The organism is Streptomyces sp. NPDC059003, from assembly GCF_042740445.1.
Classification (GTDB): Bacteria; Actinomycetota; Actinomycetes; order Streptomycetales; family Streptomycetaceae; genus Streptomyces.
Map to the genome: position 1 here is coordinate 1 of NZ_JBHYJH010000048.1, position 25,749 is coordinate 25,749.

Genomic DNA, 25,749 nt, shown 5'->3' on the forward strand with positions numbered 1-25,749 from the left:
GCGGAGCCCCCTGGTTTCGGTGAAGGGGCGGGCCTGGGGCGCCCCGCGAGGCCACCGTCACTCGGCGCCCCCTTCGAGCTCCCCCTCAAGCTCCAGAAAGACGGCCCGCAACCGCTCCAGCGTCTCCGGGTCGGGCGCGGCCCACAGCCCCCGCTCGGCCGCTTCCAGGAGCCGCTCCGAGATCCCCCGCAGCGCCCACGGATTGGACCGCTCCATGAACGCCCGGTTCTCCGGGTCGAACACGTACTCCGCCGACAACTTCTCGTACATCCAGTCGTCGACCACCCCCGCCGTGGCGTCGTACCCGAAGAGATAGTCCACGGTGGCGGCCATCTCGAAGGCCCCCTTGTAGCCGTGGCGCCGCATCGCGGCCATCCATCGGGGGTTGACCACCCGCGCCCGGAAGACCCGGTGCGTCTCCTCCCCGAGCGTCCTGGTCCGCACCTGGTCCGGCACGGCCGAGTCACCGACGTACGCCTCCGGGGACGCCCCCGTCAGATGCCGCACCATGGCGACCATGCCGCCGTGGTACTGGAAGTAGTCGTCGGCGTCCGCGATGTCGTGCTCTCTGGTGTCGACGTTCTTCGCCGCCACCGCGATCCGCCGGAACGCCGCCTCCATGTCGCCGCGCGCGGCCCGCCCGTCGAGCCCCCGCCCGTACGCGTAGCCGCCCCACACCGCGTAGACCTCGGCGAGGTCGGCGTCCGATCGCCAGTTCCGGGCGTCGATCAGCGGCAGCAGGCCCGCGCCGTACGCCCCCGGCTTGGACCCGAAGACGCGCGCGGTGGCCCGCCGCCGGTCCCCGTGCCCGGCGGTGTCCTCGTCGGCGTGGGCGCGGACGTAGTTCTGCTCGGCGGGCTCCGCGAGGTCGGCGACCGCCCGCACCGCGTCGTCGATGAGCCCCACCACATGGGGGAACGCGTCCCGGAAGAACCCGGAGATGCGGACCGTCACGTCGATGCGGGGACGGCCGAGCTCCGCGAGCGGCACGATCTCGAAGCCGGTGACGCGGCGCGACGCGTCGTCCCAGACCGGACGGCAGCCGAGCAGCGCGAGGACCTCCGCGATGTCGTCGCCCTGCGTGCGCATCGCGGAGGTGCCCCAGACGGTGAGGCCCACCGACTCCGGGTACGCGCCGGTGTCCGCGAGATAGCGCGCGACCAGCGAGTCCGCGAGGGCCTGACCGACCTCCCAGCTGAGCCGGGACGGGATGGCCTTGGGGTCGACGGAGTAGAAGTTGCGGCCCGTCGGAAGGACGTTCACCAGGCCGCGCGTGGGCGAGCCGGAGGGCCCGGCCGGGACGTAACCGCCGTCGAGGGCCCGCAGGATGTGCCCGATCTCGTCCGTCGTGCGGGCGAGCCGCGGCACGACCTCCTCGCAGGCGAAGCCCAACACCGCGACGGCGTCGGGAAGTTCGACGCCGATGACCTCACGCACCAGGGCGCGCGCCGCGGCGGGCTCCCAGCCGCGCTCCTCCATGCCCTCGGCGAGTCTCCGGCACAGCTGCTCCAGGAGGTCGACGGCGTCGGCGCCCGTCCGCGCGGGCCCCGCGGCCAGGGCGGTCAGGGCCTCCGGGACCTTCACCGGGGCGCCCGGCTCGCCGAGCAGCTCCTTCTCGACGAGGCCGAAGTACTCGGCGAGGCAGGCCCTGAGGCCGGGAAGCGCGTTCGCCTGCCCGCCCCACACCTGGGCGGCGCGCAGCACCGCGAGGACCAGGTTGACGCGCGCCTCGCCGACCGGGCCGCCGCCGAGCACGTGCAGGCCGTCGCGGATCTGCACGTCCTTGATCTCGCACAGATAGCCGTCGATGTGCATCACGAACGCGTCAAAAGCCGCGTCGTCCGGCTGCTCGTCGACGTGCAGGTCGTGGTGGAGCTCCGCGGCCTTGACCAGGGTCCAGATCTGGGCGCGCACGGCCGGGGCCTTCGTCGGGTCCAGGTCGGACACCAGCGCGTACTCGTCGAGCAGCTGCTCCAGCTTCGCCAGGTCGCCGTACGTGTCGGCGCGCGCCATGGGCGGCACCAGGTGGTCCACGACGGTGGCGTGCCCGCGGCGCTTGGCCTGGGTGCCTTCGCCGGGGTCGTTGACGATGAACGGGTACACGAGCGGCAGGTCGCCGAGGACCGCGTCCGGGGCGCAGCCGCCGCTGAGCCCGAGGCCCTTGCCGGGCAGCCACTCCATCGTGCCGTGCTTGCCCATGTGTACGAGCGCGTCGGCGCCGAACGTGCGGTCGAGCCAGCGGTACGCCGCCAGGTAGTGGTGGGACGGCGGCATGTCCGGGTCGTGGTAGATCGCGATGGGGTTCTCGCCGAAGCCGCGCGGCGGCTGGATCAGCACGACGACGTTCCCGAACCGGAGCGAGGCGAGCACGATGTCGTCGCCGTCGACGTACAGCGAGCCCGGCGGCTCGCCCCATGCCGCGAGCATCGCGTCCCGCAGCTCGGGGTCGAGCGTGGCGAACCACCGCTGGTAGTCGGCGAGCGGCACGCGCGCGGGCGCGGCGGCCAGCTGCTCGTCGGTGAGCCACTCGACGTCGTGGCCGCCGGCGCCGATGAGGGTGTGGATCAGCTCGTCGCCGTTGTCCGGGTGGCCCTCGACGCCGTATCCCGCGGCGCGCAGCGCGTCCAGGACGCGGACGGCGGACGCGGGCGTGTCGAGGCCGACGGCGTTGCCGACGCGGCTGTGCCTGGTCGGGTACGCGGTGAAGACCACGCCGATCCGCTTCTCGGCGTTGGGCTTGTGCCGCAGCCGCGCGTGGCGCACGGCGATCCCGGCGACGCGCGCGGCCCGCTCGGGGTCGGCGGTGTACACGGGCACGTCGTCGGGGCCGCGCTCCTTGAAGGAGAACGGGACCGTGACCAGGCGCCCGTCGAACTCGGGGATCGCCACCTGCATCGCGGCGTCCATGGGGGACAGGGCGGCGGCGGACTCCTGCCAGGCGGCGCGCGAGGTCGTCAGACAGAGCCCTTGCAGGAGCGGCACGTCCAGCTCGGCGAGCGCGCCGATGTCCCAGGCCTCTTCGTCGCCGCCCGCGCTCGCGCCGGACGCGTGGGTGCCGCCGGCGGCGAGCACGGTCGTGACGAGCGCGTCGGCCCGGCCGAGGAGCGCGTACAGGCCCGGGTCCGCGCCGCGCAGCGAACCGCAGTACACGGCGAGGGCGTTGGCCCCCCGCGCCTCGATCGCGTCGCACAGCGTGTCCACGAACGCGGTGTTCCCGGACAGCTCGTGCGCCCGGTAGAACAGCACGGCGACGGTGGGCCGCCCCTCGCTGTGCGGGCGGTCGCCGTGCACGCCGTACTCGGGCATCTGCTGCGGCTCGGCGAAGCCGTGACCGGTCAGGAGCACGGTGTCGGACAGGAACCGCTCGAGCTCCGCGAAGTTGGCGGGTCCGCCCTCGACGAGATAGCGCAGGGCCTCGGCCACGACGCCCGCGGGCACGGACGACTCGGCCATCAGCTCCGCGTCCGGCACGGCCTCGCCGCCGAGCAGCACCGTGGGAATCCCGGCGGCCCCGAGCGCCGCGAGCCCGTCCTCCCATGCCCGCTTGCCGCCGAGGAGGCGTACGACGGCGACGTCCGCGCCGTCGACGAGCGCGGGCAGCTCCGCGCGCACGTCGACGCGGGCCGGGTTGCCGATGCGGTAGGGCGCACCGGAGGCGCGGGCCGCGAGCAGGTCCGTGTCGGCGGTGGACAGCAGCAGGACGGTCATTTCGGTGCCCCCGGTGCGACGAAGGGAAGACCGACCGGCGCACCGGTCTCGATCAGGCGCAGCAGCGCGTCCGTGTCCGCGTGTTCTTCGATGAGGTCGCCGAGCAGGTCGAGCTGCTCCTCGCGCAGCGCGGCGAAGCTGGTGTCGGGGGCGGGTACGAAGCGGCGGCCCGCGGCACGGGCCACCTCGGTGAGGAAGCGGCGCCGGAACGCGTCGCTCTCCAGCGAGCCGTGCCAGTGCGTGCCCCACACCGCACCGACCCGGCAGCCGTCCAGGCTGTGTCCATTGTCATCAGAGATGAACGCCTCACCGCCGAGGACCTCTGCGACGCCGTGGTGGATCTCGTACCCCTCGACGGGCTCCCCGAGCGCCTTGCCGACGGGCCGCGCGAGGGTCTTCTCGCGCCGGAAGGTGACGCGCACCGGCAGCAGGCCGAGCCCGGCCACGGACCCGGCGCGCGACTCGACGTCGTCCTCGATGTGCTCGCCGAGCGCCTGGAAGCCGCCGCAGATCCCGAGCACCGGCCGGCCCTCCGCGGCCCGCCGCGCAAGGGCGTCCGCGAGCCCGCGCTCCCGCAGCCATTCAAGAGCCCGGACGGTGCCGCGGGTTCCCGGTACGACGGCGAGGTCGGCGTCGGCCAGCTCCTCGGCGCGGTCCACGAACCGGACGACGACACCGGGTTCGGCGGCCAGTGCGTCCACGTCGGTGAAGTTCGACATGAGCGGCACGGCGCACACGGCGACGCGCAGCACGTCGTCGCCGACCGGGGGCGCCACCACGGACTCCCTGACCGCCCCCCGCAGCGACACTCGGAGCCCGTCCTCCTCGTCGATCCCGAGCCCGTGCCGGAACGGAAGGACGCCGAACGTCCGCCGCCCCGTGAGCCCGTGCAGCATGTCGAGCCCCGGTTCGAGCAGCGACACGTCACCGCGGAACTTGTTGACGAGGAACCCGGCAACCAGCTCCTGATCGGCGGGGCTGAGCAGGGCGACGGTCCCGAAGAACGACGCGAAGACACCTCCGCGGTCGATGTCGCCGACGACCACGACGGGGAAGCGGGCGGCGCGGGCGATGCCCATGTTCACGATGTCGGTGCGCCGCAGGTTGATCTCGGCGGGGCTCCCGGCCCCTTCGCAGATCACGGCGTCGTACGTCCTCCGCAGCTCCTCGAGACACCCCACGACGGTGTCGAGCAGCGCGCCCTGGCGCCCGCCGTGGTAGCCGCGCGCACTCATCTCGCCCACGGGCTTGCCCATGAGCACGACCTGGCTCGACCGGTCGCTGCCCGGCTTCAGGAGCACCGGGTTCATCAGCGCCGACGGCTCGACCCGCGCGGCCTGCGCCTGCATGGCCTGCGCCCGCCCGATCTCGGCGCCCTCGCGCGTGACGAAGGAGTTGAGCGACATGTTCTGCGCCTTGAACGGCGCGACGGCCACGCCCTTACGGGCCAGCCACCGACAGATCCCAGCGGTGACCACACTCTTCCCGGCGTCAGAGGTGGTCCCGGCAACAAGCAGCCCACCGCTCATCGGCTGACCGCCTTCAGTCGCCCCGGCCGCCCTTTGCTCAGGCGCCCACCCAGTCCAACCCGGACGGCCACCGCCACACCCAGCGCAAGCCATCCCACGCGCCGAGACAACCGCACGGCCCGCTCAATGTCCCCCACCACCACGTCCCGCCCCTCGGAGTTCAGCACGGGCCGATGCTCGACCCGCCCCCCGTACGACAGCGTCCCCCCGAGCCGCACCCCCAACGCCCCCGCGAACGAGGCCTCCACAACACCGGCGTTGGGACTGGGGTGCCGCCCCGCGTCCGCACGCCACGCCCGCACCGCCCCCCGGGGATCGCCACCCGCCGCGACGGCGAGCACGGCGGTGAGCCGCGCCCCTGGCCAGCCGGCGACGTCGTCGAGCCGGGCGGACGCCCACCCGTAGCGCCGGTACCGGGCCGACCGGTGCCCGACCATGGCGTCCAGCGTGTTGACGGCCCGGAACCCGAGAAGCCCGGGCACACCCCCGACGGCCCCCCACACCAGCGCGCCCACGACGGCGTCGGAGGTGTTCTCGGCGACGGACTCCACCACGGCGCGGGCGATCCCGTCGGCGTCCAGGGCCTGCGGGTCACGGCCGCACAGATGCGGCAGCCGTTCCCGGGCGACCGGCACGTCCCCGACGGCGAGCGCGCCACCGATGGCCCGCGCCTCCCGGCCCAGCGAGGTCCCGCCGACGACGGCCCAGGTGGCGGCGGCGGTCAGACCGACGGCCGCGGCAGGGGAGCGGCGTACGGCGCGCGCGGCGAGCGCACCCACGGCGACGGCGCCCCCGGCGCACACCGCGGTGTGCAGCGCCCCCCACCCGCGGTGGTCACGCCACAGCACCCGCTCGACGGCTGCCGCGGCACGCCCGAACGCGGCGACCGGATGCCCGCGGCGAGGGTCGCCGAGCAACAGGTCACCGAGGAGTCCGGCGGCGGCGCCGTACGCGAAGTCGCGATCGGCACGCATCGGCTCAGCCCGCCGCTGTGTCGAACAGGGCTTGCAGACGAAGACGGAACGGCACCCTCGACTGAACAGGGTCCGGCAACCGGCGGCCACGCATGGCGATATGTCCTCACTCAGGGTTTCCGCGCCCTGGTTCGACGAGACCGGCGGTGAGAGTTCCTGGCTCCCGGGGACCGCATGCGGGTCACCCGGTGACAGTGGCGGGACCGCGCCGGATTCGCACCGGCTTCCTCTGCTGCCGCCGTAATGGCTCCGGCAGTCCACCATGGCCCGGGATGCCCGTCAACTCGCTGTTGACCTGCGGTGGTGCAGTGTTAGGAGGACCACGTCAAGAAAAAGGGGGGCGGCGCCCGGTGAGGTCACCGAGCGCCGCCCCGCGCCGTACGCGGACCGCCGTTGCGCGACGATCCGTTGCGCGACGAGTCGTTACGCGACGATCAGAGAGATCCCGTACGCCACCGCCGCCGCGCACAGCGCGAAGCACGCGTACGCGCCCACGCGGGCCGGGAGCGCGGCGCTGCCGCCGCCCGCCGCGCGGGCCTGCTCCTGCTTGGAGAGGCCGACGATGCCGAGCGTGAACACGCCCACGAGGGCGACGGTCACGACGAGGCTCACGCCGAAGACGGAGCCGAGGGCTGCCCAGTCGATCTTCATGCTGTTACTTCCTTAGACCGTGGCGGGCCGGGCGGGGTCCGCCACGGGTGCGGCGGCGGTGACGGGCTCGACCGCGGGGCTGTCGGCGGCCGGGGCCATCGGGCTCGCGGGGGGCGGGGTGACGGCGGCGATCGCGGTGGTCACGACGCCCGCGGGCTCGGTGTCCCGCGCGCCGGTGCCGATCTCGTCGGCCGTGACGTTCGTGTGGTCGACGGGCTGGCGGCGCGACAGCTGCCAGATGACGGCGGAGCCGCCGACGAGCAGCGCGGCCGTGACCGCGACGCCCCAGTCGCCCTGCTTGGTGAGGAACTCGGCGCCCGCGCCGACCAGACCGGCCGCCGGGAGCGTGAGGCCCCACGCGACGAACATCCGCGTCGCCGTGGACCAGCGGACCACGCCGCCCTTGCGGCCGAGGCCCGCGCCCATGACGGAGCCGGAGCAGACCTGGGTGGTGGAGAGCGAGAAGCCGATGTGCGAGGACGCGAGGATCGCGGTCGCCGCCGACGTCTGCGCGGCGAAGCCCTGCTGCGGGGCGAGCTCGGTGAGGCCCTTGCCCATGGTGCGGATGATGCGCCAGCCGCCGAGGTAGGTGCCGAGCGCGATGGCCGTACCGGCCGAGACGATGACCCACATCGGGGGGTTGGCGCCCGGGTTGAGCACGCCGCCGGTGATCAGGGCGAGGGTGATGATGCCCATGGTCTTCTGCGCGTCGTTCGTGCCGTGCGCGAGCGAGACGAGGCCCGCCGAGGCGATCTGGCCGGCGCGGTAGCCCTTGCTCGTGGCCTTCTCGTCCGTGCGGCTGCTGATCTTGTACGTGAGCCGCGTGGCGAGGGACGCCGCGATGCCGGCGACGAGCGGGGCGGCGACCGCGGGGAGCAGCACCTTCGTGACGACGGTACCGCCGTTCACGGACGACCAGCCCATGGACATCACGGCGGCGCCGATCAGGCCGCCGAACAGGGCGTGCGAGGAGCTGGACGGCAGACCCAGGAGCCAGGTCAGCAGATTCCAGAGGATCGCGCCGACGAGCGCGGCGAATATCACCTCTGTCTTGAGGCCGTCCTCGTTGATGATGCCGCCGGAGATCGTCTTGGCGACTTCGACGGAGAGGAACGCTCCGACGAGATTCAGCACGGCGGACATGGCCACCGCCGTCTTGGGCTTGAGAGCGCCAGTCGAGATGGTCGTGGCCATCGCGTTGGCTGTGTCGTGGAAACCGTTCGTGAAGTCGAACACGAGAGCGGTGACGATCACGATCCCGAGGAGAAGCGTGATGTGTTCCATTTACCCAGGCTTCTGTTGGACGTCAGTGGCAGGTGGACCGTAGGCAACCTGAGTGAACGGAAAGTGAACTGGGTCGGGCGCAGCGGTGACTCGAAGTGGGTTGCCGCGACTCCACATCTCTCCGGCATACACCCGAACGGACGCCGCCGCCCCGCCGTGGCCCCGGCAGTGGCCCGGAATTAGGCCGTCCGGGGGGCCTTCGCGGGCGCTGTCACCCGCCCCGCGCGAACCGCTTGAGCTGGGCCGTCGAGCCGTAGAAGAGATTCTGATCACCCGGCAGCGTGCCGCCGTTGTCGTACTGCCAGAACGTCCAGGACGACCAGCCGCTCGGCAGCACCCCGGGCGACGACGACCAGCGTGCGAGCCACAGCGGATGGTCACCGAAGGCCCGGCTTCCGCCCGTGCAGTCGTTCCACCACTTCGCGGTCGTGTAGATCACCGGCCTGCGGCCCGTGCGGCGCCGGACCTCGTCGCTGAACGACTTGATCCAGTCGACCATGGCGCGCTTGCTCAAGCCGTAGCACTTCCGGTCCCCGTACGGATTGTGCTCGACGTCGAGCGCGGGCGGCAACGTCCAGCCGTCGGCCACCCACGCGCCGCCGTTGGCGAGGAAGTGCGCCGCCTGCCGGGCGCCCGACGACCGGTGCGGCAGCGCGAAGTGGTAGGCGCCGCGGACCAGGCCGACGGCGCGGGAGCCGTCGTACTGCTGGCGGAAGTAGGGGTTGCGGTAGGTGTGGGACTCGGTGGCCTTCACATAGACGAAGCGGGCGCCCCGGTCCTTCGCCCGCTGCCAGTCGACGGTGCGCTGGTGCGAGGACACGTCGTGCCCCCGCGCCCGGTCCGCCGCCGCGGCCGGGACCTCGGCGAAGGCGGCCGCGCCCAGAGACAGCGCCGCCACGTACGCGGCGAGGGCGCGGACGCGGCGGCGGGACGGTTTGTGATCACGGGCCATTTTTCCCCCCGATGGCTACGTGCGTGACAAATCTCCGCGAGAGTACTGGAGGATCCGGGCCTGAACCGCTCTGTCCCGACCGCATTGGTCCAACGTTCAGCCAATCGGCCTGCGCCCCCCTCCACCCCGGTACGCACCGGTGCTCGCGCGGGCGGCTCCTGGCAGGATCACGGCATGACGGAGCAGCGGCAGAACACTGCGGGCCAGGGGCGGGGCGCGCTCGCGCGGGCGTGGGGCGAGCTGGTGGAGACGGCGCGCAGGACGGTGGCCGACGGCCTGGTCGTCGGCACGTCGGGCAACGTCTCGGCGCGGGTCGGCGACACGGTGCTGGTCACGCCGAGCGGCGTCGCGTACGACAGGCTCCGGCCGGCCGACGCGGTCGGCGTCGACCTGGACGGCACCCGGCTCTTCGGCGCGCTCACCCCGACGAGCGAGCTGCCGCTGCACCTGGAGATCTACCGCACCACCGGCGCCCGGGCCGTCGTCCACACCCACGCGGTGCACGCCACCGCCGTCTCGACCCTGGTCCCCGAGCTGCCCCCCATCCACTACATGGCCGGCGCACTCGGCGGCCCGGTCCGCGTCGCCCCCTACGCCCTGTACGGCACCGACGAGCTGGCCGCGAACATGCTCCACGCCCTCCGCGACCGCACGGCCTGCCTCCTCCAGAACCACGGAACGGTCGCCTACGGAGACACCCTCTCCCAGGCCTACGACCGCACAGCCCAACTCGAATGGATGTGCCACCTCTGGCTGACGGCAAGCTCGGTCCCGGCCCTCACGCCGTCTCTTCTGTCGCCCGGCCAGGTGCGGGAAGCGGAACAGAAACTGAAGGGTTACGGGCAAATTTCAGCCCGTCCGGCGTTTGAGGACGAGCGCGAAGCGCGATAAACGGGGGCGCCAGGGGGCGGAGCCCCATGGTTTCGGTGAAGGGGCGGGCCTGGGGCGCCCCGCGAGGGCCCACCCCACCGGCACCCGCCCACTGGCCGCACCCCGCCACCCCGCAGACACTGGACCCGTGCGCCCCGCAGCAGTCACCACCGCAACCGCCGCCGCCCTAGGCGTAGGCGCCACCGCCACCGCCCTGGCCATCGCCGCCGGCCGCTACGCCAGCAACGCCGCCCTGAAGGCCTCCGCGACCCACCCCCTGCCCACCGAACCCCGCCTCACCGTCCACGCGACGGCCGCAGGCCGGATCACCCTCACCCGGGCCCTGGCCTCCCAGCGCCCCGGCGTCTACGGCCTGGCGGGCAACGGCTGCCACGCCGTGGTCGGCCCGGTCCTCGACGCGGCCCCGCACCCCGCGGACTCGGTCGTACGCCGCCTGGAGCGCCTCACCCACGGCGCCCTCGAACCGGGCGCCAAGGTGTGGCTCACCCCCCAGGTCCACATCGGCGACCCGCGCGGCGCGCTCGGCATCGACCACACCGACGTCGAGATCCCCGGGGAGCTCGGGCCGCTGCCCGCGTGGTTCGTGCCCGGCGCCCGCGACACCTGGGTGATCGCCGTGCACGGCCTCGGCACCACCCGGGAACACACCATGGTCGTCATGGACTTCCTGCACGGCCTGCGCCTGCCGGTCCTCGCGCTCGGCTACCGGGGCGACCCCGGCGCGCCGCGCTCCCCGGACGGCCTCGGCCACCTCGGCGAGTCCGAGTGGCGCGACCTCGACGCCGCCATCCGCCACGCCGTACGCAACGGCGCCCGCGCCGTCGTCCTGCACGGCTGGTCCACCGGCGCCTCGATGGCCCTGCACGCCGCCGCCCGCTCCGCGCTGCGCGACCGCGTGTCCGGGCTCGTCCTGGACTCGCCCGTGCTCGACTGGGAGGCCACCCTGCGCGCCCTCGCCACGGCCCGCCGCACCCCGAGCGCCGTCCTGCCGCTCGCCGTGCGCGCCGCGCAGGGCCGCACCGGGCTGCGCGGCGACCGCATCCCCGTCAAGGACGTCAACGGCGGCCCCGGCGCACTGAGGGTGCCGACGCTCCTCCTGCACGGCCCCGGCGACGCCGTCGCCCCGTGGTCCCTGTCGCGTCAACTGGCCGGGAAGCGACCCGACCTCGTCACCCTCCACACCGTTCCGGATGCGCCCCATGGAGCCATGTGGAACGCCGACCCCGGGCGCTACGAAGAGGCTCTGCGCCGCTTCCTCACCCCCTTGATGTGATCCCGGGCGGCCGCCCGACCTCGGTCGCCGGGGCCGCCCGCCGGGATTCCGTTTGGGATTTCGGACCGTCAACAGGAAGACTGCTCCCGTGACGTCCCGTAACCCGCGCGACTCCCGGCTGCACCTCGTCCGCACCCCGTCCCCGCGGGCCGAAAGGCGAGCGGAGGCGGAGCGGGGTCGAACGCGTGGCCCCCTGCGCGCTCCCGGCGCGGTGACCAAGGGTCGTTCGCGCCGCCCCGCGCCCCCACCGCCGGAGGGCACCCCCGCGCCCGGCGAGCTGGCCCGCATGGCGCGCGCGGGCCTCGAGAGCGCCGTCCGCGCGGCCCGCTGGGCCGAGAGCGCCCTGCGCCCCGGCGTCGGCACGCCCGCACCGGCCACGGTCACGCGCCCGCCCAAGGCCACCGGCGTCCTGTCCCACGCCGCCGCCGAACAGGCCGCGGCCGAGCTGGACGTGACGGTGCACCAGCTGCGCGCCGACTGGGACACCGCGCGCCTCGCCGGGCTCATCGAGGTCCACGGCGACAGCGTCCGCCCCGGCTGGCGGCTGCGCGCCTGGGACCGGGACGACGCCGCCGTGCTGCGCGGCTGGGTCGCCCTCTTCGACGCCTGGTCCCTCGTGCACCCGGCGCCCGGCGAGCTGCCGCCCGCCACCGTCGCGGAAACCGTCGAAGCCGTCCCCCAACTCCTCTCCTTCCTCCAGCTGTCGGCGGGCCCCGTGCCCGTGCCCCAGCTCCTCGACCTCCTGGACCAGCGCGTCAGGGAACTCCGCACCGAGCGCTGCGAGATCCCCTACGGCCCCCAGGAGGACCCCCGGGAGGACACGGACCACACGGAGGCGACCCCCGAGGACGGCGCCGGGTCCCCGGCACCCCAGCTGCCCGAGCTGCTCGACTGGGCCCTGCAAGCCCTGGCCGCCGTCGGAGCGCTGACCTGCGCGGACGGCCAGGCCACGCTCACCCCGCTCGGCAGCTGGGCCGTGTGGGTCAAGCTGGAGCAGATCTGCGTCGCCGCGCAGAGCCCGGCGGGCCACATCGAGCAGGCCGCGGAGGACATGCTCCGCGGCTGCGCGCGGCTGCGCCCGAACGCGGCCCGCGCCGAGTACCGCGCCTGGCTCGCCGCCCGCGACGCCGGCAGCGCCGTCACCGAGCTCATCGACGCCGCCCGCGGCGACGACGCCCTGCTGCGCGGCCTGGCCTTCGAGGCCCTGCGCGTCGTCGGCTCCCCGGCCGAGCCGGACGTCCGCGCCGTCGTCGACGAGGCGCCACTGCGGCCGTACGCCCTGCTGTGGCTCGCCGAGCACGAGGGCACCGACCCCGAGGACGTCCACCTCGTCCTGACGCGGGAGGAGTCGACCTGGCTGTGGGTCGACACCGCGGCCGCCGTCGCCGACCACGGCGAGGCCGAACTCCTCGTGCGCCATCTGGACTCGGCGCCGCAGCCCACCGTGCCCGCGCTGCTCGACGAGGTGCGCGCCGTCGGCCACCCGCGCACCGTGCAGGTCCTCGTCGCGCTCGCCGCGGCCCACCCGGACCCGGCGCTCGCCAAGGCCGTCCGCCGCGCCGCGTTCCAGGTGCACACCGGCGGAGTGTGACGCGCCGACCGGCCCCTGACCGGCCCTGGACCGGGGCCGGGGCCGGTCAGGCGCCTATCTCGGGGGAGTACGTGCCGAAGCTCCACACGTTGCCCTCGATGTCCCGCGCCATGTAGTCCCGCGAGCCGTAGTCCTGGTCCGTCGGGGGCATCACGATGTCCACGCCGTGCTCCACGGCCCGCTGGTGGTGGGCGTCGACGTCGTCCACCACGATGTAGGTCCCGCTCGGCCCGGCGTCCTTCATCTTCTCGGCGAAGACGCCCCCGCGGCCCTTGGAGCCGAGCATCACCGCCCCGTTGCCGTAACTGAGCTCGGCGTGCAGGACCGTGCCGTCCTCGCTCTCGTACACGCTCATCTCGGTGAAGCCGAAGGCCTCCGTGAGCTGGGTGATCGCGGCCTTCGCGTCCGCGTACAGCAGCGTCGGGAAGATGCTCGGCCGTCCCCTGACAGCGCTCGTCATGTCGCTCACTCCTTCCGTCGGAGTTCCCCGGAACGCCCCGGAATCCCTTGACGGTGGTCCCGAGGTGATCCGGAGGTGCCCTGTTCCACAGCATGGCAGCCGGGTCTGACAACGGCGCCCGGCCGCCGCCGCGGGCTCAGCGGAAGGTGTTGCACTGCGCCATGTCGCCGGTGCGGAAGCCCTGCTCGAACCAGTCCTGCCGCTGCCGCGCCGAGCCGTGCGTCCATGACTCCGGCGTCACCCGGCCCTGGTAGCGCTCCTGGATCCGGTCGTCGCCGACCGCGGCCGCCGCGTCGAGGCCGTCCCGGATGTCGGCCTCGGTGAGCCGGGAGATCAGCGGCCTGCCCGTCGACTCGTCGGGCGTCCGCGTCGCGTTGTGCGCCCACACCCCCGCGTAGCAGTCGGCCTGCAGCTCCACGCGTACGGCGTTGCTGCCCTCGCCCGTACGCCCGTCCTGCGAGCGGCCGAGCGTGCCCATCAGGTTCTGCACGTGGTGCCCGTACTCGTGTGCCACCACGTACGCCTGCGCGAAGGGGCCGCCGCTGGAGCCGAACTTGGTACGCAGGTCGTTGAAGAAACCCAGGTCCAGATAGACCTTCCGGTCACCGGGGCAGTAGAAGGGCCCGACCGCGGACGACGCGGCGCCGCACGCCGTGCCCACCCGGCCGGTGAAGAGCACGGTCCGCGCCGGCGCGTACTGGCCCCGGCGGCGCGGGAACTCCTGGCGCCAGTAGTCCTGGACGCTGTTGACCACCGCCACGATGCGGCAGTCCTCCCGCGCGTTGGCGTCCTTGCCGGTGCGGCAGCTCTGCTCCACCTGCGCGACGGACGAGGACGTGGCGGCGGGCTCGCTGCCGCCGTCGGACAGGCCGAGCTGCTCGGGGCCGACGCCGAAGAACAGGCCGAGGAGCAGCGCGACGAGCCCCGCGATCCCGCCGCCGATGGTCGCCTTGCCGCCCGGTACGCGGCTGCCGCGCACGTCCTGCACCTCGGAGGTGTCCAGGTTCGCGTCGTCGTCGAACTGCATGGGCGCACCACCCTCTGCCTCGTCCGGGACGACGCCCCGCCGCCCTGCGCCGGGGACCCGGCCACTTCATCCTGATATGCCGCCGACCGACCGGCGCCGGACGGAGGTCCGAACGGGGGACACGCCCGGCGCCGCCCACCGCCTGGCGACCTCCGCCGCCGCTACGCTCTGCGCCTGATTCCAGGCCAGAGGCAGCGAGAAGGGGGGGGGCCGTCATGCCCGCTGACCCGACCGGGGCGACCCACCCGACCGCGCCCACGGCCGACCACCCGCCGCGCCCGAGCACCCGGGCCACCACGCCCGGCCCGCCGCAGCTCCGCACCCGAGACGTGGCCTCTCGACTGCTGCGGTGGTACGCCGCTTCCCACCCGCTCCGCCCGCTCCGCCCGCTCCGCCCGCGTCCCCTGCTCGCCGCGCGCCGTCGCGGCCCCCGCTTCGCCCTCCCCGTGGTCCTCGCGCTCCTCGCCGTACCGCTCGTCACCGCCGCACAGCACTCGCGCCCGGCGCCCTACGGAGACCACTTCCGCGTCCACGCGCGCGTGGACGCGGACGGCCGGGGTGCTCCCGCGTCGCGGGCGGCCGACGGTCAGGGCACCGCCGTGCCGCGGGTCTCCGGGCGGGCCGTCCGGGCGTACGACACGGTGCGCGGCCGGGTCCGCTGGACGTACACGCGGGAAGGACGGCGTCCGCTGGTGCTGCGGGCCGCAGGCGGGCACGCCCTCACGCTCTGGGACGACGGTCTCGTCACCGACACCGCGCGCGGGGGAGTGCGCTGGCACCGGGCGATCCCCGAGAGCGCCCACTGGCTGCGCACTCCGGGCGCACGCGGCGGCAGCGGCGTCCTGCGCCCCCTCGACCCGGCCGCGCACATGCTGGCCGTCGTCACCCCCCACCGCATTGCCGCCTACCGCACCGTCGACGGCGACCTGCGCTGGACGCTGCCCGCGCGGAGGGGCTGCGCCTTCGCGCCCGCCCGGTCGCTGCGGCGCGACCGCGTGCTCCTCGTCGCCCAGCCGTGCCGCGACCGCGCGGCGCCGTGGACCGCGCAGCTGGTCGCCGTGGACGACCTGGGCCGCGTCACACCGCGCCGCACCCCGCTGGGCAACGACGTGCCGGGCGCGCCACGGGCCTGACGGCCGCGGTGCCCAGGCCGAGCCCGCCGAGCCTGCCGAACCTGCCGAACCCGTCGAACCCGTCGAACCGGGAAGGGCCTGGTCACGGGCCCGGCGGTCGCGCCGGAAATTCGGTTGCGGGGCCCCGTTAGAATGGCCGCATGGCCATTCTCCTGCTGCATTAGACGGCTGCGCGGCGCGCTTCGCGCGGTTTCGCCCTGTCTTCCTCCCGCTTCCGCCGTCCTTATCCCGTCCAGGAGTCTGACCGTGATCACCGCCTCCGGTATCGAATTGCGTGCCGGTGCCCGCATCCTCATCGAGAACGCCACGTTCCGTATCGCCAAGGGCGACCGCGTGGGCCTCGTCGGCCGCAACGGCGCGGGCAAGACCACGCTCACCAAGTGCCTGGCCGGTGAGGGCACCCCCGCGGCCGGCACCATCGCCCGCTCCGGAGAGGTCGGCTACCTCCCGCAGGACCCGCGCACGGGCGACCTCGACGTGCTCGCCCGCGACCGCGTCCTGTCCGCCCGCGGCCTGGACGTCCTCATCCGCAAGATGCGGGAGAACGAGGAGCGCATCGCCAACGGCAAGGGCGGCACGCGCGAGAAGGCGATGAAGCAGTACGAGCGCCAGGAGACGGAGTTCCTCACCAAGGGCGGGTACGCCGCCGAGGCCGAGGCCGCCACCATCGCCGCCGCGCTCAACCTCCCCGACCGCGTGCTCGGCCAGCCCCTGCACACGCTCTCCGGTGGTCAGCGCCGCCGCATCGAGCTGGCCCGGATCCTGTTCTCCGACGCGGACACGCTGCTCCTCGACGAGCCGACGAACCACCTCGACGCCGACTCGATCGTCTGGCTGCGCGACTACCTGAAGACGTACCGCGGCGGCTTCATCGTCATCTCCCACGACGTCGACCTCGTCGAGACGGTCGTCAACAAGGTCTTCTACCTGGACGCCAACCGCTCCACGATCGACGTCTACAACATGGGCTGGAAGCTCTACCAGCAGCAGCGCGAGTCCGACGAGAAGCGCCGCAGGCGCGAGCGGCAGAACGCCGAGAAGAAGGCCGCCGCGCTGAACGCGCAGGCCGACAAGATGCGGGCCAAGGCCACCAAGACCGTCGCCGCGCAGAACATGGCGCGCCGCGCCGAGAAGCTCCTCTCCGGCCTCGAAGCGGTCCGCCAGAGCGACAAGGTCGCCAAGCTGCGCTTCCCCGAGCCCGCGCCGTGCGGCAAGACCCCGCTCACCGCGGAGGGCCTGTCCAAGTCGTACGGCTCGCTCGAAATCTTCACGGACGTGGGCCTCGCCATCGACAAGGGCTCCCGGGTCGTCATCCTCGGGCTCAACGGCGCGGGCAAGACCACCCTGCTCCGGCTCCTCGGCGGCGTGGAGAAGCCCGACACCGGCCAGGTCGTCGAGGGCCACGGCCTCAAGCTCGGCTACTACGCGCAGGAGCACGAGACCCTCGACCCGGACCGCACGGTCCTGGAGAACATGCGCTCCGCCGCGCCCGACCTCGACCTGGTCGAGGTGCGCAAGGTGCTCGGCTCCTTCCTGTTCTCCGGCGACGACGTGGACAAGCCCGCGGGCGTCCTGTCCGGCGGCGAGAAGACCCGGCTCGCGCTCGCGACCCTCGTCGTGTCCTCGGCGAACGTGCTGCTGCTCGACGAGCCGACGAACAACCTCGACCCGGCGAGCCGCGAGGAGATTCTCGGCGCCCTGCGCACCTACAAGGGCGCGGTCGTCCTCGTCACGCACGACGAGGGCGCCGTCGAGGCGCTGCAGCCGGAGCGGATCATCCTGCTCCCGGACGGCGTCGAGGACCTGTGGGGCGCGGACTACGCGGACCTGGTCGCGCTCGCCTGACGCGGAGTGCCTGATGCGGAGCGCCTGACGCGGGCTGCCTGACGCGGAGTGCCTGCCGCGGGGTGATCGAATCACTGATCCACTGCGTATGGATCATTCGGCCCATCCGTGATCCTTCATCTGTGTGAGCCGTCCTCGTACCGAGGTGTGCCATACACGCATTTCGGCGCTCCGCGGGCCGCGGAGCGCCCCCTTCCCGTGGCACGTCCCTGACCTGCTCCTTCGTTGCCGAACCCATTCGGCGGTATGGAGCGGGAGAAGCGGAAGGCGTGCGGAATCGTTAATTCCGCTCGTGATGGACCGTTCCCGGGCGGCCAATCAAGTCGTATGGACCTTGCCGAATGGGTGGCCAGGACGGTCAGGAGGGGTGATCATGGGAAGTCCAGAGCGCACTTCCCATGAGGAGGCACGGGTGGCCGAGACTCTGAAGAAGGGCAGCCGGGTTACCGGCGCCGCGCGCGAGAAGCTCGCGGCAGACCTGAAGAAGAAGTACGACGGCGGTGCGAGCATCCGGGCACTGGCGGAGGAAACCGGCCGCAGCTACGGCTTCGTGCACCGCATGCTCACCGAATCGGGTGTCGTGCTGCGCGGCCGTGGTGGCGCGACGCGAGGCAAGAAGGCCGCGTCCGTCTGACGCCTGACGCCTCCGTCCGGCGTCGGCCCGCGGTGGCCGTCCGTCGGCCCCGGCTCTCGTGGCCGGCCCCTGTGGTCCGGTGGTGACCACCCGGTCGTCATCCCGTTCGACCGGGTGGTTACTGTGCAGTCACTTACGGGCGCCCACCGCGCCCGGACCGACGACTGCACCCATCGGAGGCACCCATGGCTTCGCCCGACAGCGGACCCGGCGGACCGGCACCGGTACTCGACAAGGACGGCGTGCGCCTCACCGTCGACGATGCCATCGCCACGGTGACGCTCACCAACCCCGCCAAGCGGAACGCGCAGTCCCCCGCGCTGTGGCGGGCGTTGGCCGAAGCGGGCCGCGCCCTGCCGGGCAGCGTCCGCGTCGTCGTCCTGCGCGGCGAGGGCAAGTCCTTCTCCGCGGGCCTCGACCGGCAGGCGTTCACGCCCGAGGGCTTCGACGGCGAGCCGTCGTTCATCGACCTCGCGCGCGGTGCCGACGACGTGCTCGACGCGACCATCGCCGAGTACCAGGAGGCGTTCACCTGGTGGCGGCGCAGCGACCTCGTGTCCATCGCCGCCGTCCAAGGACATGCGATCGGCGCCGGGTTCCAGCTCGCGCTCGCCTGCGACCTGCGGATCGTCGCGGACGACGTGCAGTTCGCCATGCGCGAGACCAGCCTGGGCCTGGTGCCCGACCTCACCGGCACGCACCCCCTGGTGTCCCTCGTCGGGTACGCGCGCGCCCTCGAGATCTGCGCCACCGGCCGCTTCGTGGGCGCCGACGAGGCCGAGCGCACCGGCCTCGCCAACCTCGCCGTTCCCGGCGACCAACTCGACGGGTCCGTACGGGACTTGGCCGCGGCGTTGCTCGCGGCGCCGCGCGATGCGGTGATCGAGACCAAGGCCCTTTTGCAGGGGGCCGCGGGGCGTACGTACGAGGAGCAGCGCACCGCCGAACGCGCCGCCCAGGCCCGCAGGCTGCGGGACCTTGCGGGGCTCGGGGACTGATCCGTTCCGTCGGTCGGGGCGCTAGTCCACCGCCGTGACCAGGACCGCCACCGACGGGCGGTCCGGTAGGGACGTGCCGACGGCCGTGCGGACCGCGCGGGTCACGTCCAGGGCCCGGTGGTCGGTGGACACCGCCAGTTCCAGGCGGACGTGGCGGCGCGGCAGGGAGTTCAGGGACGGGCGCTCCTCGATGTGGACCGCGCGGCCCAGGCCGCCGAGCGCGCCGGTCAGCCGGGTCACACCCGGTACGGCGAGCGCGGCCCGCGCCACGCGGTCCTCGTCGTCGGCAGGGGGCTCGGGCCCGGGCTCCGTCGGTCCCACGGCGTCCGGTACGGCGCCGGGGGCCGCGGACGCCCCGGCCGCGGCGCCGTCCGTGGTCCCGTCGAGCAGCGCCGTCACCCGTAGGTCCACCTCCGCCACCACCAGGCCGAGCCGGTCCGCCGCGGCCGCCGCGAGGACCGTACGCAGCCGGGCCGCCGCCACCGGCAGCGGCTCGGTCGCGTCCGCCGCCACGTCCCCGCTGATCCGCAGCGGGTGGTGCGGCAGCGCGCTCGGCGGCGACGGGACCGTGGACACGTACGCGTCAGGCGACACCTCCACCGCGGTGGCCGCCGGATCGGCCAGGGCGAGGCGCACCGTCAACAGGCGGGCGCCCGTCACCCGCTCGGCCGCCCGGCGCAGCACCGCCGCGGCCGCCGACTCCGTCAGCCACGCCCCGTCCCCGGGCCCGCCCAGGGGCAGCACCCTGCCGAGGCCCAGCTGGCGCCGTACCGCCGCGCTCCATCCGTCACCCGTCATGGCCCCAGCCTGCCGCATCCCTGGCGCGCGGGCGCCGGGCCGCGCTTAGTGTGGACGAAGGAGCAGATCCCCTGTCGCAAAGGACCGACGGCGATGACCGAGACCGGACAGCGCATGACGCCTCAGACGCTTGAGAAGGAGTCGCCCGACGAGGCCGCGGGGAGGGCCGGCGGGCCACGGCGCGGGGGCGGCGACCCGGCGACGCGCGGGCGCACCACCATCGCGGACGGCGTCGTGGAGAAGATCGCCGGACTCGCCGCCCGTGACGTGGTCGGCGTGCACACGATGGGCGGCGGCCTCGCCCGCACCTTCGGGGCCGTGCGCGACCGCGTGCCCGGCGGCAGCTCCAAGTCCGTCACGCGCGGGGTGAAGGCCGAGGTCGGCGAGGTGCAGACGGCCCTCGACCTGGAGATCGTCGTCGACTACGGCGTATCGATCGCCGATGTCGCGCGGGCCGTGCGGGAGAACGTCATCGCGGCCGTCGAGCGCATGACGGGGCTCGAAGTCGTCGAGGTGAACATCGCGGTGAGCGACGTGAAGCTGCCCGACGACGAGGACGAGGAACAGCCGCGACTGCAGTAGGCCGCGGGCCCGGACCACAGCGAAAGCGAAGGAGCGCACGATGAGCATGGCCGTCATCGGCATGATCGCCGGGATGGCCCTCGGGTTCGCCGGGTACTTCGGCGGGTTCGGGGCCTTCCTGCTGGTGGCCGCACTGGGCGCCATCGGTTTCGTCGCCGGGCGGTTCCTGGAGGGGGACCTGGAGCCCGGCGACTTCTTCCGCACCCGCGGCGACCGGCGGCGCTGAGCCGTGGCGGCCGAGGTCGTGGGGCAGGTCGCGCCCGGCGAGCGCGGCGCGACCCGGATCGCCGACCGCGTCGTCGCGAAGATCGCCGCGCGCGCGGCGCGGGAGGCCCTTGAGACGCTGCCCGCCGAAGCCGCGCCCCCACACGCCACGGTCAGCGTCCACCATGCGAGCGCCCGCGTCCACGTCAGCCTGGAACTCGACTACCCCAGCGACATCGGTGCCCAGTGCAGCGCTGTGCGTCGTCATGTCGCCCAGCGGGTAGAGGCGTTGGCGGGCATGGAAGTGCCCGAGGTGGCGGTCCAGGTCGAGCGGCTGCACTCGGCGCAGGCGCGGGCCGCGGCACAGGGGAGGACCCTATGAGCGAGCCCCAGGACCCCGGCGGAACCCAGCAGCTGCCCGTCGTCGAGAAGACCGAGAAGACCGAGAAAGCGGAGCGGACGGAGGGCGCCGGGGCCGAGCTCGACCAGTCCGCGTCCGCGGCCGCCTACCGGCCGCACCCCACCCTCACCCCCGACGACGACGGCGGCGGGGCCGCGCGCTTCTGGTCGGCGCGCCGCGTGCCCGCCGCGCTGCTCGCGCTGCTGCTCCTCGGCGGTTCCGGGCTTCTCCTGTACGACATCGTCGCCGTGCGGGCCGACCACCCCGCGATGCGCTGGCGCCGCGACCTCGCACGCGAGCTGGCCGAACGGCCCCTGGACAGCACGGCGGTGCTCGTCGGCGCCGCCGGGGCCACCGTGCTCGGGCTCTGGCTCGTCGTCCTCGCGGCGACCCCGGGGCTGCGGTCCGTCCTGCCCATGCGGCGCACGCACGCCGAGGTGCGGGCCGGGCTCGACCGCGCCGCCGCCGCGATGGTGCTGCGCGACCGGGCCATGGACGTGGCGGGCGTGCGGTCGGTACGGGTCCGGATGAAGCGGACCAAGGTCGATGTGCGGGCCGTATCGCACTTCCGTGAACTCGACGACGTACGCGGCGACTTGGACACGACCCTCGCCGACGGCATCAGGGACCTCGGGCTCGGCACCCCGCCCGCGCTCTCGGTGCACGTGGCGCGGCCGGGGAAGAAGGGGTGAGCACGGCATGCTGCGTACGGTGAACCGGGTGCTGCTCGGACTGCTCGGCCTGGCGCTCGTGGTGCTCGGCGGTACGGTCCTCGCGATCGGGCTCGGCGCGCGGCCGCCGTCGTGGTGGGTGCACGACGGGCGCGACGACGTGCTGCTCAGCGACGCCGACCGGGCGCGGTGGCGGGACGACGGCTGGTGGTGGCCGACGGTCATCGGGGTGCTCGCGGTGGTGCTGCTCCTGTCCCTGTGGTGGCTCACGGCCCAGCTGCGGCGCCGCCGCCTCGCGGAGGTCCTGGTGGAGACCGGGGACGGCGAGGGCGCGCTGCTGCGGGGGCGGGCGATGGAGAACGTCCTGGAGTCCGAGGCCGGGGCCCTCGACGGGGTGGCGCGGGCCCGGGTCCTGCTGACCGGCCGCCGCGCCGCCCCCGAGGCCCGGGTCGGCCTCGTCCTGGCGGCCGAGGCGGTCCCGGCGGAGGCGCTGCACCGCCTGTCCACCGAGACGCTGGCCCACGCCCGCGACTCGGCGGGGCTGGCGCGGCTGCCTGCGACGGTGCAGTTGCGTGCGGTCAAGCACGGTGCGGAACGGGTCAGTTGAGACGGCTCTTGAACGGGGCCGGGCTGCCGTACGCCTCCGGCCCGCCGCTCCGCGGCGGGATCTTCCCGCCCGCCCACCCATACGCTTGCGCACGTGCGCTGCCGCAGCCGCCGACGGCGGGCGAGCCCCACCGGGGGCGTCCATCGCTGTCCGACTGGAAACGGGCGGGCGGGTGGGGGACGAACGCCGCGCGCAGCGCGGCGGCACCACCCACGCAGCCGCAGCCGGACGGGAACCCCGTGCCAGCGCCCGCGCTAGAACCCGTGCCGCGACCCGCCGTCCACCGGAATCATCACCCCGGTCACGTACGACGCCGCAGGCGACAGCAGGAACGCCGCTGCCTTGCCGAACTCGTCCGGCGCACCGTAGCGGCGCAGCGGGATGCGGGACTCGGCGGCCCGGCGGGACGCCTCGGGGTCGGCGGAGAGCTCGTCGAGCTGCCGGACGCGCTCGGTGTCGATGCGGCCGGGGAGCACCCCGAGCACCCGGATGCCCCGGGGGCCGAGCTCGTCGGCGAGGGACTTGGCGAAGCCCGCGAGGCCGGGCCGGAGCCCGTTGGAGATGGTCAGGGCGGGCAGCGGCTCGTACACGGACGTGGACAGGACGAAGCCGATGACACCGCCCTCGGCGAGCTCGGCCGCCGCGGCACGGGCGAGCCGCACCGCGCCGAGGAACACGGACTCGAACGCCGCTTGCCACTGCTCGTCGGTGGTGTCGGCGACGAAGCCGGGCGGCGGCCCGCCGACGCTGATGAGGATGCCGTCGAAGCCGCCGAAGCGCTCGCGCGCGGCGGCGATGAGCCGGGCGGGCGCCTCGGGGTCGGCGTTGTCCACGGCGACGCCGACCGCGTTCGGGCCCAGCTCGTCGGCCGCCGCGGCGACCGCCTTCTCGTCGCGGCCGCTGACGACGACCTGCGCGCCGTCGGCGACGAGTGCGCGCGCGGAGGCGTTGCCGAGGCCGCGGGAGGCGCCGGTGACGACGTAGACACGGTTGTTCAGGCCAAGATCCATGGGCCTATCCTGCCGCGTCCCCGCCCGTGCCGAACAGGGTGAAGGCCGTCACGGCCAGGCCGACATGGCTGAACGCCTGCGGGAAGTTGCCGAGCAGGCACCCGTGCACGGGGTCGTACTCCTCCGCGAGGAGCCCCACGTCGTTGCGCAGGGCGAGCAGCCGCTCGAAGAGGTCGCGGGCCTCCTTCGTACGCCCTGTCATGTGCAGCGCGTCGGCGAGCCAGAACGAGCAGACGAGGAAGACGCCCTCCTCGCCGGGCAGGCCGTCCACCGCGGTGGCGTCGGCGCTGTAGCGGCGCAGAAAGCCCTCGGGGGTGCCGAGTTCCTCGCGGACGGCGTCGATGGTGCCGAGGACGCGCGGGTCGTCGGGCGGCAGGAAGCCCACGCGCGGGATGAGGAGCAGCGCGGCGTCCAGCTCCCGGGAGCCGTACGACTGCGTGAAGGTGTTGCGCTCCGGGTCGTAGCCGCGGGCGCACACGTCGTCGTGGATCTCGTCGCGGAGCCGCCGCCACCGGTCCACGTCGCCGTGCAGCCGGGGGTTCTCCTCCAGGGCGCGCGCGGTGCGGTCGGCGGCGACCCACGCCATCACCTTGGAGTGCACGAACTGGCGGCGCGGGCCGCGCACCTCCCACAGCCCCTCGTCCGGTTCGCGCCACGCCTCGCGCAGGAACTCCAGGAGGGCGAGCTGGATGCGCCACCCGTGCGGGCGCGTGGCGAGGCCGGAGCGCCGCGCGAGGGCGAGGGAGTCGACGACCTCTCCGTAGACGTCGAGCTGACGCTGGCACACGGCCTTGTTGCCGATGCGCACCGGCACCGAGTCCGCGTAGCCGGGCAGCCACCCCACCTCGTACTCCGGGATGCGCCGCTCGCCCCCAAGGCCGTACAGGATCTGCAGGTCGGCCGGGTCGCCCGCGACCGCGCGCAGCAGCCAGTCCCGCCACGCCCCGGCCTCCTCCAGATAGCCGGCGGCGAGCAGCGCGCCGAGCGTGAGCGTGGCGTCGCGCAGCCAGCAGTAGCGGTAGTCCCAGTTGCGTACGCCGCCGAGCTCCTCCGGCAGGGACGTGGTGGGCGCGGCGACGATGCCGCCGGTCGGGGCGTACGTGAGGGCCTTGAGGGTGATCAGGGAGCGGACGACCGCGTCGCGGTGCGGGCCGTCGTAGCGGCAGCGCGCCGCCCAGGCCTGCCAGTCGTGGACGCTGTCGGCCAGGGCCTGGTCCGTGTCGATGAGCGGCGGGCGTGGCTCGTGCGACGGGTGCCAGGTGAGGACGAACGTCACCCGCTCGCCCGCGCCGACGGTGAACTCCGCGTGCGTGGCCTGGTCGCGGCCCCACGTGCGGACGTCGGGGTCGGCGCGCAGCCACACCGAGTCGGGGCCCGCGACGGCCACCCGGTGGCCGTCGGCGCGGCGCACCCAGGGCACGACGGAGCCGTAGTCGAAGCGCAGCCGCAGCGTGCTGCGCACCGTCACCTCTCCCTCGATGCCCTCGACGACGCGTACGACGTCGGGGGCGCGGTCGCGCTGCGGCATGAAGTCGGTGACGCGGACCGAGCCTTCGGGGGTGTCCCACTCGGTGTCCAGGACGAGTGAGTCCTCGCGGTAGGCGCGGCGCGCGCACGTGTCCGCGCCCTTCGGTGCGATGCGCCAGTGGCCGTGCTCCTCACGGCCGAGCAGGGCGGCGAAGCAGGCGGCGGAGTCGAAGCGGGGCAGGCACAGCCAGTCGATGGAACCGGTCCGCGCCACCAGGGCGGCGGTCTGGTGGTCGCCGATGAGGGCGTAGTCCTCGATGGGTCGCTGCACGGATGACGGCTTCCCGGTTCGGGAACCCGTCAATCAGGCGGTTTGTTTCCCACCCGCCCGCCCGTTTCCACCCTCCCGCGGCGTGGACACCCCCGGTGGGGGCCGGCCGCCGCCGTCGGCTGCGGGGCGCGTCCGTGCATGATGGTGCGCCGGGGACCAGGGGCACGGGCGGGTGGGTGGGAGGAAGGAGTTAAGCCGCGGATGCCGCGGGCTCCGGTGACGCGTCATCCGTCCGCGCCGCGCGACGATCCCGTACCTCTCGGCGCACCAGCACCACCCACCCGATCGGCACGCCCGCCGCGAAGAGCCACCACTGGACCGCGTACGCCATGTGCGGGCCGATCCCGCTGTGGTCGGGCTCGGCCAGGAGCTGCGGGGAGCCGCCGGGCTGGTCGGGCGCGGTCTGCTCGACGTAGCCGCCGAGGACCCGCTTGCCCAGGGCGTGGGCCTGCTGGCCGCTGCTGATCAGCATGATCTGGCGGTCGGGAAGGCCGCGTACGTTCTTGATGCCGCTCTGCGCGGACGTCTCGTCGGCCATGAGGCGGCCGGTGACGGTGACCTCGCCCCTGGGCGGGGCGGGGATCTTCGGGAACGCGGTCTGGGGGCCGTTCGCCGGGATCCAGCCGCGGTTGACGAGGAGCACCTTGCCGTCGGTGAGGACGAAGGGGGTCAGGACGTGGAAGCCGACCTCGTCGTCGGCGTTGGTGCACCTCGCGCACGACCTCCGGC

Annotated in this window: 24 protein-coding genes and 1 riboswitch; of the genes, 12 read left to right on the plus strand and 12 right to left on the minus strand. The window is 74.0% G+C overall.

Features of this window, described 5'->3' with window-relative positions:
- Nucleotides 1–57: 57 nt before the first annotated feature.
- The 6 genes from cobN to ACFWZ5_RS18710 form a co-directional block, all read right to left on the minus strand.
- Nucleotides 58–3,708, minus strand: coding sequence for a cobaltochelatase subunit CobN (cobN, locus tag ACFWZ5_RS18685; RefSeq protein ID WP_384890867.1), 3,651 nt, complete (start codon nucleotides 3,706–3,708; stop codon nucleotides 58–60).
- Nucleotides 3,705–5,237: a cobyric acid synthase gene (locus ACFWZ5_RS18690; RefSeq protein WP_384797739.1), complete on the minus strand. Its 1,533-nt coding sequence runs from the start codon at nucleotides 5,235–5,237 to the stop codon at nucleotides 3,705–3,707. Before ACFWZ5_RS18690 ends, cobN begins: the two co-directional genes overlap by 4 nt.
- On the minus strand, nucleotides 5,234–6,211 hold the full coding sequence (locus tag ACFWZ5_RS18695; RefSeq protein ID WP_384797742.1) for a cobalamin biosynthesis protein: 978 nt from the start codon (nucleotides 6,209–6,211) through the stop codon (nucleotides 5,234–5,236). The genes ACFWZ5_RS18690 and ACFWZ5_RS18695 overlap by 4 nt, the downstream gene beginning before the upstream one ends.
- Nucleotides 6,212–6,361: 150 nt before the next feature.
- Nucleotides 6,362–6,442: riboswitch (cobalamin riboswitch) on the minus strand.
- 192 nt (nucleotides 6,443–6,634) lie between these two features.
- The gene (locus tag ACFWZ5_RS18700; protein WP_384797745.1) at nucleotides 6,635–6,862 is read right to left on the minus strand and encodes a hypothetical protein; all 228 of its coding nucleotides are present in this window, start codon (nucleotides 6,860–6,862) and stop codon (nucleotides 6,635–6,637) included.
- A 12-nt stretch (nucleotides 6,863–6,874) separates the two neighbouring features.
- A complete protein-coding gene (locus ACFWZ5_RS18705; RefSeq protein WP_384797748.1) occupies nucleotides 6,875–8,146 on the minus strand; it encodes an anion permease in 1,272 nt (423 codons plus the stop codon).
- A gap of 211 nt (nucleotides 8,147–8,357) precedes the next feature.
- Nucleotides 8,358–9,098 carry a lysozyme gene (locus ACFWZ5_RS18710; RefSeq protein WP_384797751.1) on the minus strand — a complete coding sequence of 247 codons (741 nt, stop codon included), beginning with the start codon at nucleotides 9,096–9,098 and terminating at the stop codon, nucleotides 8,358–8,360.
- Between the two features lie 174 nt (nucleotides 9,099–9,272).
- Here ACFWZ5_RS18710 and ACFWZ5_RS18715 point away from each other — a divergent pair, with 174 nt between their 5' ends.
- The 3 genes from ACFWZ5_RS18715 to ACFWZ5_RS18725 all read left to right on the plus strand — a co-directional run bounded on the left by ACFWZ5_RS18715 (nucleotide 9,273) and on the right by ACFWZ5_RS18725 (nucleotide 12,853).
- Entirely contained in the window at nucleotides 9,273–9,989 is a 717-nt protein-coding gene (locus ACFWZ5_RS18715) for a class II aldolase/adducin family protein (RefSeq protein WP_384797754.1), read from the plus strand.
- A gap of 127 nt (nucleotides 9,990–10,116) precedes the next feature.
- Nucleotides 10,117–11,262 carry an alpha/beta hydrolase gene (locus tag ACFWZ5_RS18720; RefSeq protein ID WP_384797757.1) on the plus strand — a complete coding sequence of 382 codons (1,146 nt, stop codon included), beginning with the start codon at nucleotides 10,117–10,119 and terminating at the stop codon, nucleotides 11,260–11,262.
- An 88-nt stretch (nucleotides 11,263–11,350) separates the two neighbouring features.
- Nucleotides 11,351–12,853 carry a hypothetical protein gene (locus tag ACFWZ5_RS18725; RefSeq protein WP_384797760.1) on the plus strand — a complete coding sequence of 501 codons (1,503 nt, stop codon included), beginning with the start codon at nucleotides 11,351–11,353 and terminating at the stop codon, nucleotides 12,851–12,853.
- A 46-nt stretch (nucleotides 12,854–12,899) separates the two neighbouring features.
- Here ACFWZ5_RS18725 and ACFWZ5_RS18730 read toward each other — a convergent pair whose 3' ends face one another.
- Both ACFWZ5_RS18730 and ACFWZ5_RS18735 read right to left on the minus strand, forming a co-directional pair.
- Nucleotides 12,900–13,313 (minus strand): VOC family protein, encoded by a 414-nt coding sequence (locus ACFWZ5_RS18730; protein WP_384797763.1) that lies wholly within the window; start codon nucleotides 13,311–13,313, stop codon nucleotides 12,900–12,902.
- 136 nt (nucleotides 13,314–13,449) lie between these two features.
- Nucleotides 13,450–14,340 (minus strand): neutral zinc metallopeptidase, encoded by an 891-nt coding sequence (locus tag ACFWZ5_RS18735; RefSeq protein WP_384797766.1) that lies wholly within the window; start codon nucleotides 14,338–14,340, stop codon nucleotides 13,450–13,452.
- Between the two features lie 215 nt (nucleotides 14,341–14,555).
- Here ACFWZ5_RS18735 and ACFWZ5_RS18740 point away from each other — a divergent pair, with 215 nt between their 5' ends.
- From ACFWZ5_RS18740 to ACFWZ5_RS18755, 4 genes are all read left to right on the plus strand, one after another.
- Nucleotides 14,556–15,473: a hypothetical protein gene (locus ACFWZ5_RS18740; protein ID WP_384797769.1), complete on the plus strand. Its 918-nt coding sequence runs from the start codon at nucleotides 14,556–14,558 to the stop codon at nucleotides 15,471–15,473.
- Between the two features lie 246 nt (nucleotides 15,474–15,719).
- Complete coding sequence (gene abc-f, locus ACFWZ5_RS18745) at nucleotides 15,720–17,318, plus strand: ribosomal protection-like ABC-F family protein (protein ID WP_384797771.1); 1,599 nt, start codon at nucleotides 15,720–15,722, stop codon at nucleotides 17,316–17,318.
- 412 nt (nucleotides 17,319–17,730) lie between these two features.
- Nucleotides 17,731–17,952 (plus strand): helix-turn-helix domain-containing protein, encoded by a 222-nt coding sequence (locus ACFWZ5_RS18750; RefSeq protein ID WP_384797773.1) that lies wholly within the window; start codon nucleotides 17,731–17,733, stop codon nucleotides 17,950–17,952.
- 185 nt (nucleotides 17,953–18,137) lie between these two features.
- Nucleotides 18,138–18,950, plus strand: a complete 813-nt coding sequence (locus ACFWZ5_RS18755; protein WP_384797776.1) for an enoyl-CoA hydratase/isomerase family protein — start codon at nucleotides 18,138–18,140, stop codon at nucleotides 18,948–18,950.
- Between the two features lie 21 nt (nucleotides 18,951–18,971).
- On the opposite strand, the gene ACFWZ5_RS18760 is transcribed toward ACFWZ5_RS18755, so the two are convergent.
- Nucleotides 18,972–19,748, minus strand: coding sequence for a nucleopolyhedrovirus P10 family protein (locus ACFWZ5_RS18760; RefSeq protein ID WP_384797779.1), 777 nt, complete (start codon nucleotides 19,746–19,748; stop codon nucleotides 18,972–18,974).
- Between the two features lie 93 nt (nucleotides 19,749–19,841).
- On the opposite strand from ACFWZ5_RS18760, the gene ACFWZ5_RS18765 reads away from it, so the two are divergent.
- The 5 genes from ACFWZ5_RS18765 to amaP are packed head-to-tail and all read left to right on the plus strand — an operon-like array spanning nucleotide 19,842 to nucleotide 22,212.
- Nucleotides 19,842–20,330: an Asp23/Gls24 family envelope stress response protein gene (locus ACFWZ5_RS18765; protein WP_384797782.1), complete on the plus strand. Its 489-nt coding sequence runs from the start codon at nucleotides 19,842–19,844 to the stop codon at nucleotides 20,328–20,330.
- Nucleotides 20,331–20,370: 40 nt separating this feature from the next.
- Complete coding sequence (locus ACFWZ5_RS18770) at nucleotides 20,371–20,556, plus strand: hypothetical protein (RefSeq protein ID WP_138959002.1); 186 nt, start codon at nucleotides 20,371–20,373, stop codon at nucleotides 20,554–20,556.
- A 3-nt stretch (nucleotides 20,557–20,559) separates the two neighbouring features.
- A complete protein-coding gene (locus ACFWZ5_RS18775; RefSeq protein ID WP_384890870.1) occupies nucleotides 20,560–20,916 on the plus strand; it encodes a hypothetical protein in 357 nt (118 codons plus the stop codon).
- Entirely contained in the window at nucleotides 20,913–21,626 is a 714-nt protein-coding gene (locus tag ACFWZ5_RS18780) for a DUF6286 domain-containing protein (RefSeq protein ID WP_384797788.1), read from the plus strand. Before ACFWZ5_RS18775 ends, ACFWZ5_RS18780 begins: the two co-directional genes overlap by 4 nt.
- A gap of 7 nt (nucleotides 21,627–21,633) precedes the next feature.
- The gene (gene amaP, locus ACFWZ5_RS18785) at nucleotides 21,634–22,212 is read left to right on the plus strand and encodes an alkaline shock response membrane anchor protein AmaP (RefSeq protein ID WP_384797792.1); all 579 of its coding nucleotides are present in this window, start codon (nucleotides 21,634–21,636) and stop codon (nucleotides 22,210–22,212) included.
- A 254-nt stretch (nucleotides 22,213–22,466) separates the two neighbouring features.
- Here the strand turns inward: amaP and ACFWZ5_RS18790 are convergent, their stop codons facing one another.
- The 3 genes from ACFWZ5_RS18790 to ACFWZ5_RS18800 all read right to left on the minus strand — a co-directional run.
- Nucleotides 22,467–23,222 (minus strand): SDR family oxidoreductase, encoded by a 756-nt coding sequence (locus ACFWZ5_RS18790; protein ID WP_384797795.1) that lies wholly within the window; start codon nucleotides 23,220–23,222, stop codon nucleotides 22,467–22,469.
- Nucleotides 23,223–23,226: 4 nt separating this feature from the next.
- A complete protein-coding gene (locus tag ACFWZ5_RS18795; RefSeq protein WP_384797798.1) occupies nucleotides 23,227–25,020 on the minus strand; it encodes a glycoside hydrolase family 15 protein in 1,794 nt (597 codons plus the stop codon).
- A 190-nt stretch (nucleotides 25,021–25,210) separates the two neighbouring features.
- Nucleotides 25,211–25,749 (minus strand): SURF1 family protein (locus tag ACFWZ5_RS18800; RefSeq protein WP_384890873.1); only part of this gene is annotated, 539 nt, incomplete at its 5' end.

Bases quoted from the DNA above. Each gene is read 5' to 3' on its own strand.
- cobN (WP_384890867.1), bottom strand. From the start codon at position 3,708: ATGACCGTCCTGCTGCTGTCCACCGCCGACACGGACCTGCTCGCGGCC.
- ACFWZ5_RS18690 (WP_384797739.1), bottom strand. From the start codon at position 5,237: ATGAGCGGTGGGCTGCTTGTTGCCGGGACCACCTCTGACGCCGGGAAG.
- ACFWZ5_RS18695 (WP_384797742.1), bottom strand. From the start codon at position 6,211: ATGCGTGCCGATCGCGACTTCGCGTACGGCGCCGCCGCCGGACTCCTC.
- ACFWZ5_RS18700 (WP_384797745.1), bottom strand. From the start codon at position 6,862: ATGAAGATCGACTGGGCAGCCCTCGGCTCCGTCTTCGGCGTGAGCCTC.
- ACFWZ5_RS18705 (WP_384797748.1), bottom strand. From the start codon at position 8,146: ATGGAACACATCACGCTTCTCCTCGGGATCGTGATCGTCACCGCTCTC.
- ACFWZ5_RS18710 (WP_384797751.1), bottom strand. From the start codon at position 9,098: ATGGCCCGTGATCACAAACCGTCCCGCCGCCGCGTCCGCGCCCTCGCC.
- ACFWZ5_RS18715 (WP_384797754.1), top strand. From the start codon at position 9,273: ATGACGGAGCAGCGGCAGAACACTGCGGGCCAGGGGCGGGGCGCGCTC.
- ACFWZ5_RS18730 (WP_384797763.1), bottom strand. From the start codon at position 13,313: ATGACGAGCGCTGTCAGGGGACGGCCGAGCATCTTCCCGACGCTGCTG.
- ACFWZ5_RS18735 (WP_384797766.1), bottom strand. From the start codon at position 14,340: ATGCAGTTCGACGACGACGCGAACCTGGACACCTCCGAGGTGCAGGAC.
- ACFWZ5_RS18740 (WP_384797769.1), top strand. From the start codon at position 14,556: ATGCCCGCTGACCCGACCGGGGCGACCCACCCGACCGCGCCCACGGCC.
- ACFWZ5_RS18755 (WP_384797776.1), top strand. From the start codon at position 18,138: ATGGCTTCGCCCGACAGCGGACCCGGCGGACCGGCACCGGTACTCGAC.
- ACFWZ5_RS18760 (WP_384797779.1), bottom strand. From the start codon at position 19,748: ATGACGGGTGACGGATGGAGCGCGGCGGTACGGCGCCAGCTGGGCCTC.
- ACFWZ5_RS18765 (WP_384797782.1), top strand. From the start codon at position 19,842: ATGACCGAGACCGGACAGCGCATGACGCCTCAGACGCTTGAGAAGGAG.
- ACFWZ5_RS18770 (WP_138959002.1), top strand. From the start codon at position 20,371: ATGAGCATGGCCGTCATCGGCATGATCGCCGGGATGGCCCTCGGGTTC.
- ACFWZ5_RS18780 (WP_384797788.1), top strand. From the start codon at position 20,913: ATGAGCGAGCCCCAGGACCCCGGCGGAACCCAGCAGCTGCCCGTCGTC.
- amaP (WP_384797792.1), top strand. From the start codon at position 21,634: ATGCTGCGTACGGTGAACCGGGTGCTGCTCGGACTGCTCGGCCTGGCG.
- ACFWZ5_RS18790 (WP_384797795.1), bottom strand. From the start codon at position 23,222: ATGGATCTTGGCCTGAACAACCGTGTCTACGTCGTCACCGGCGCCTCC.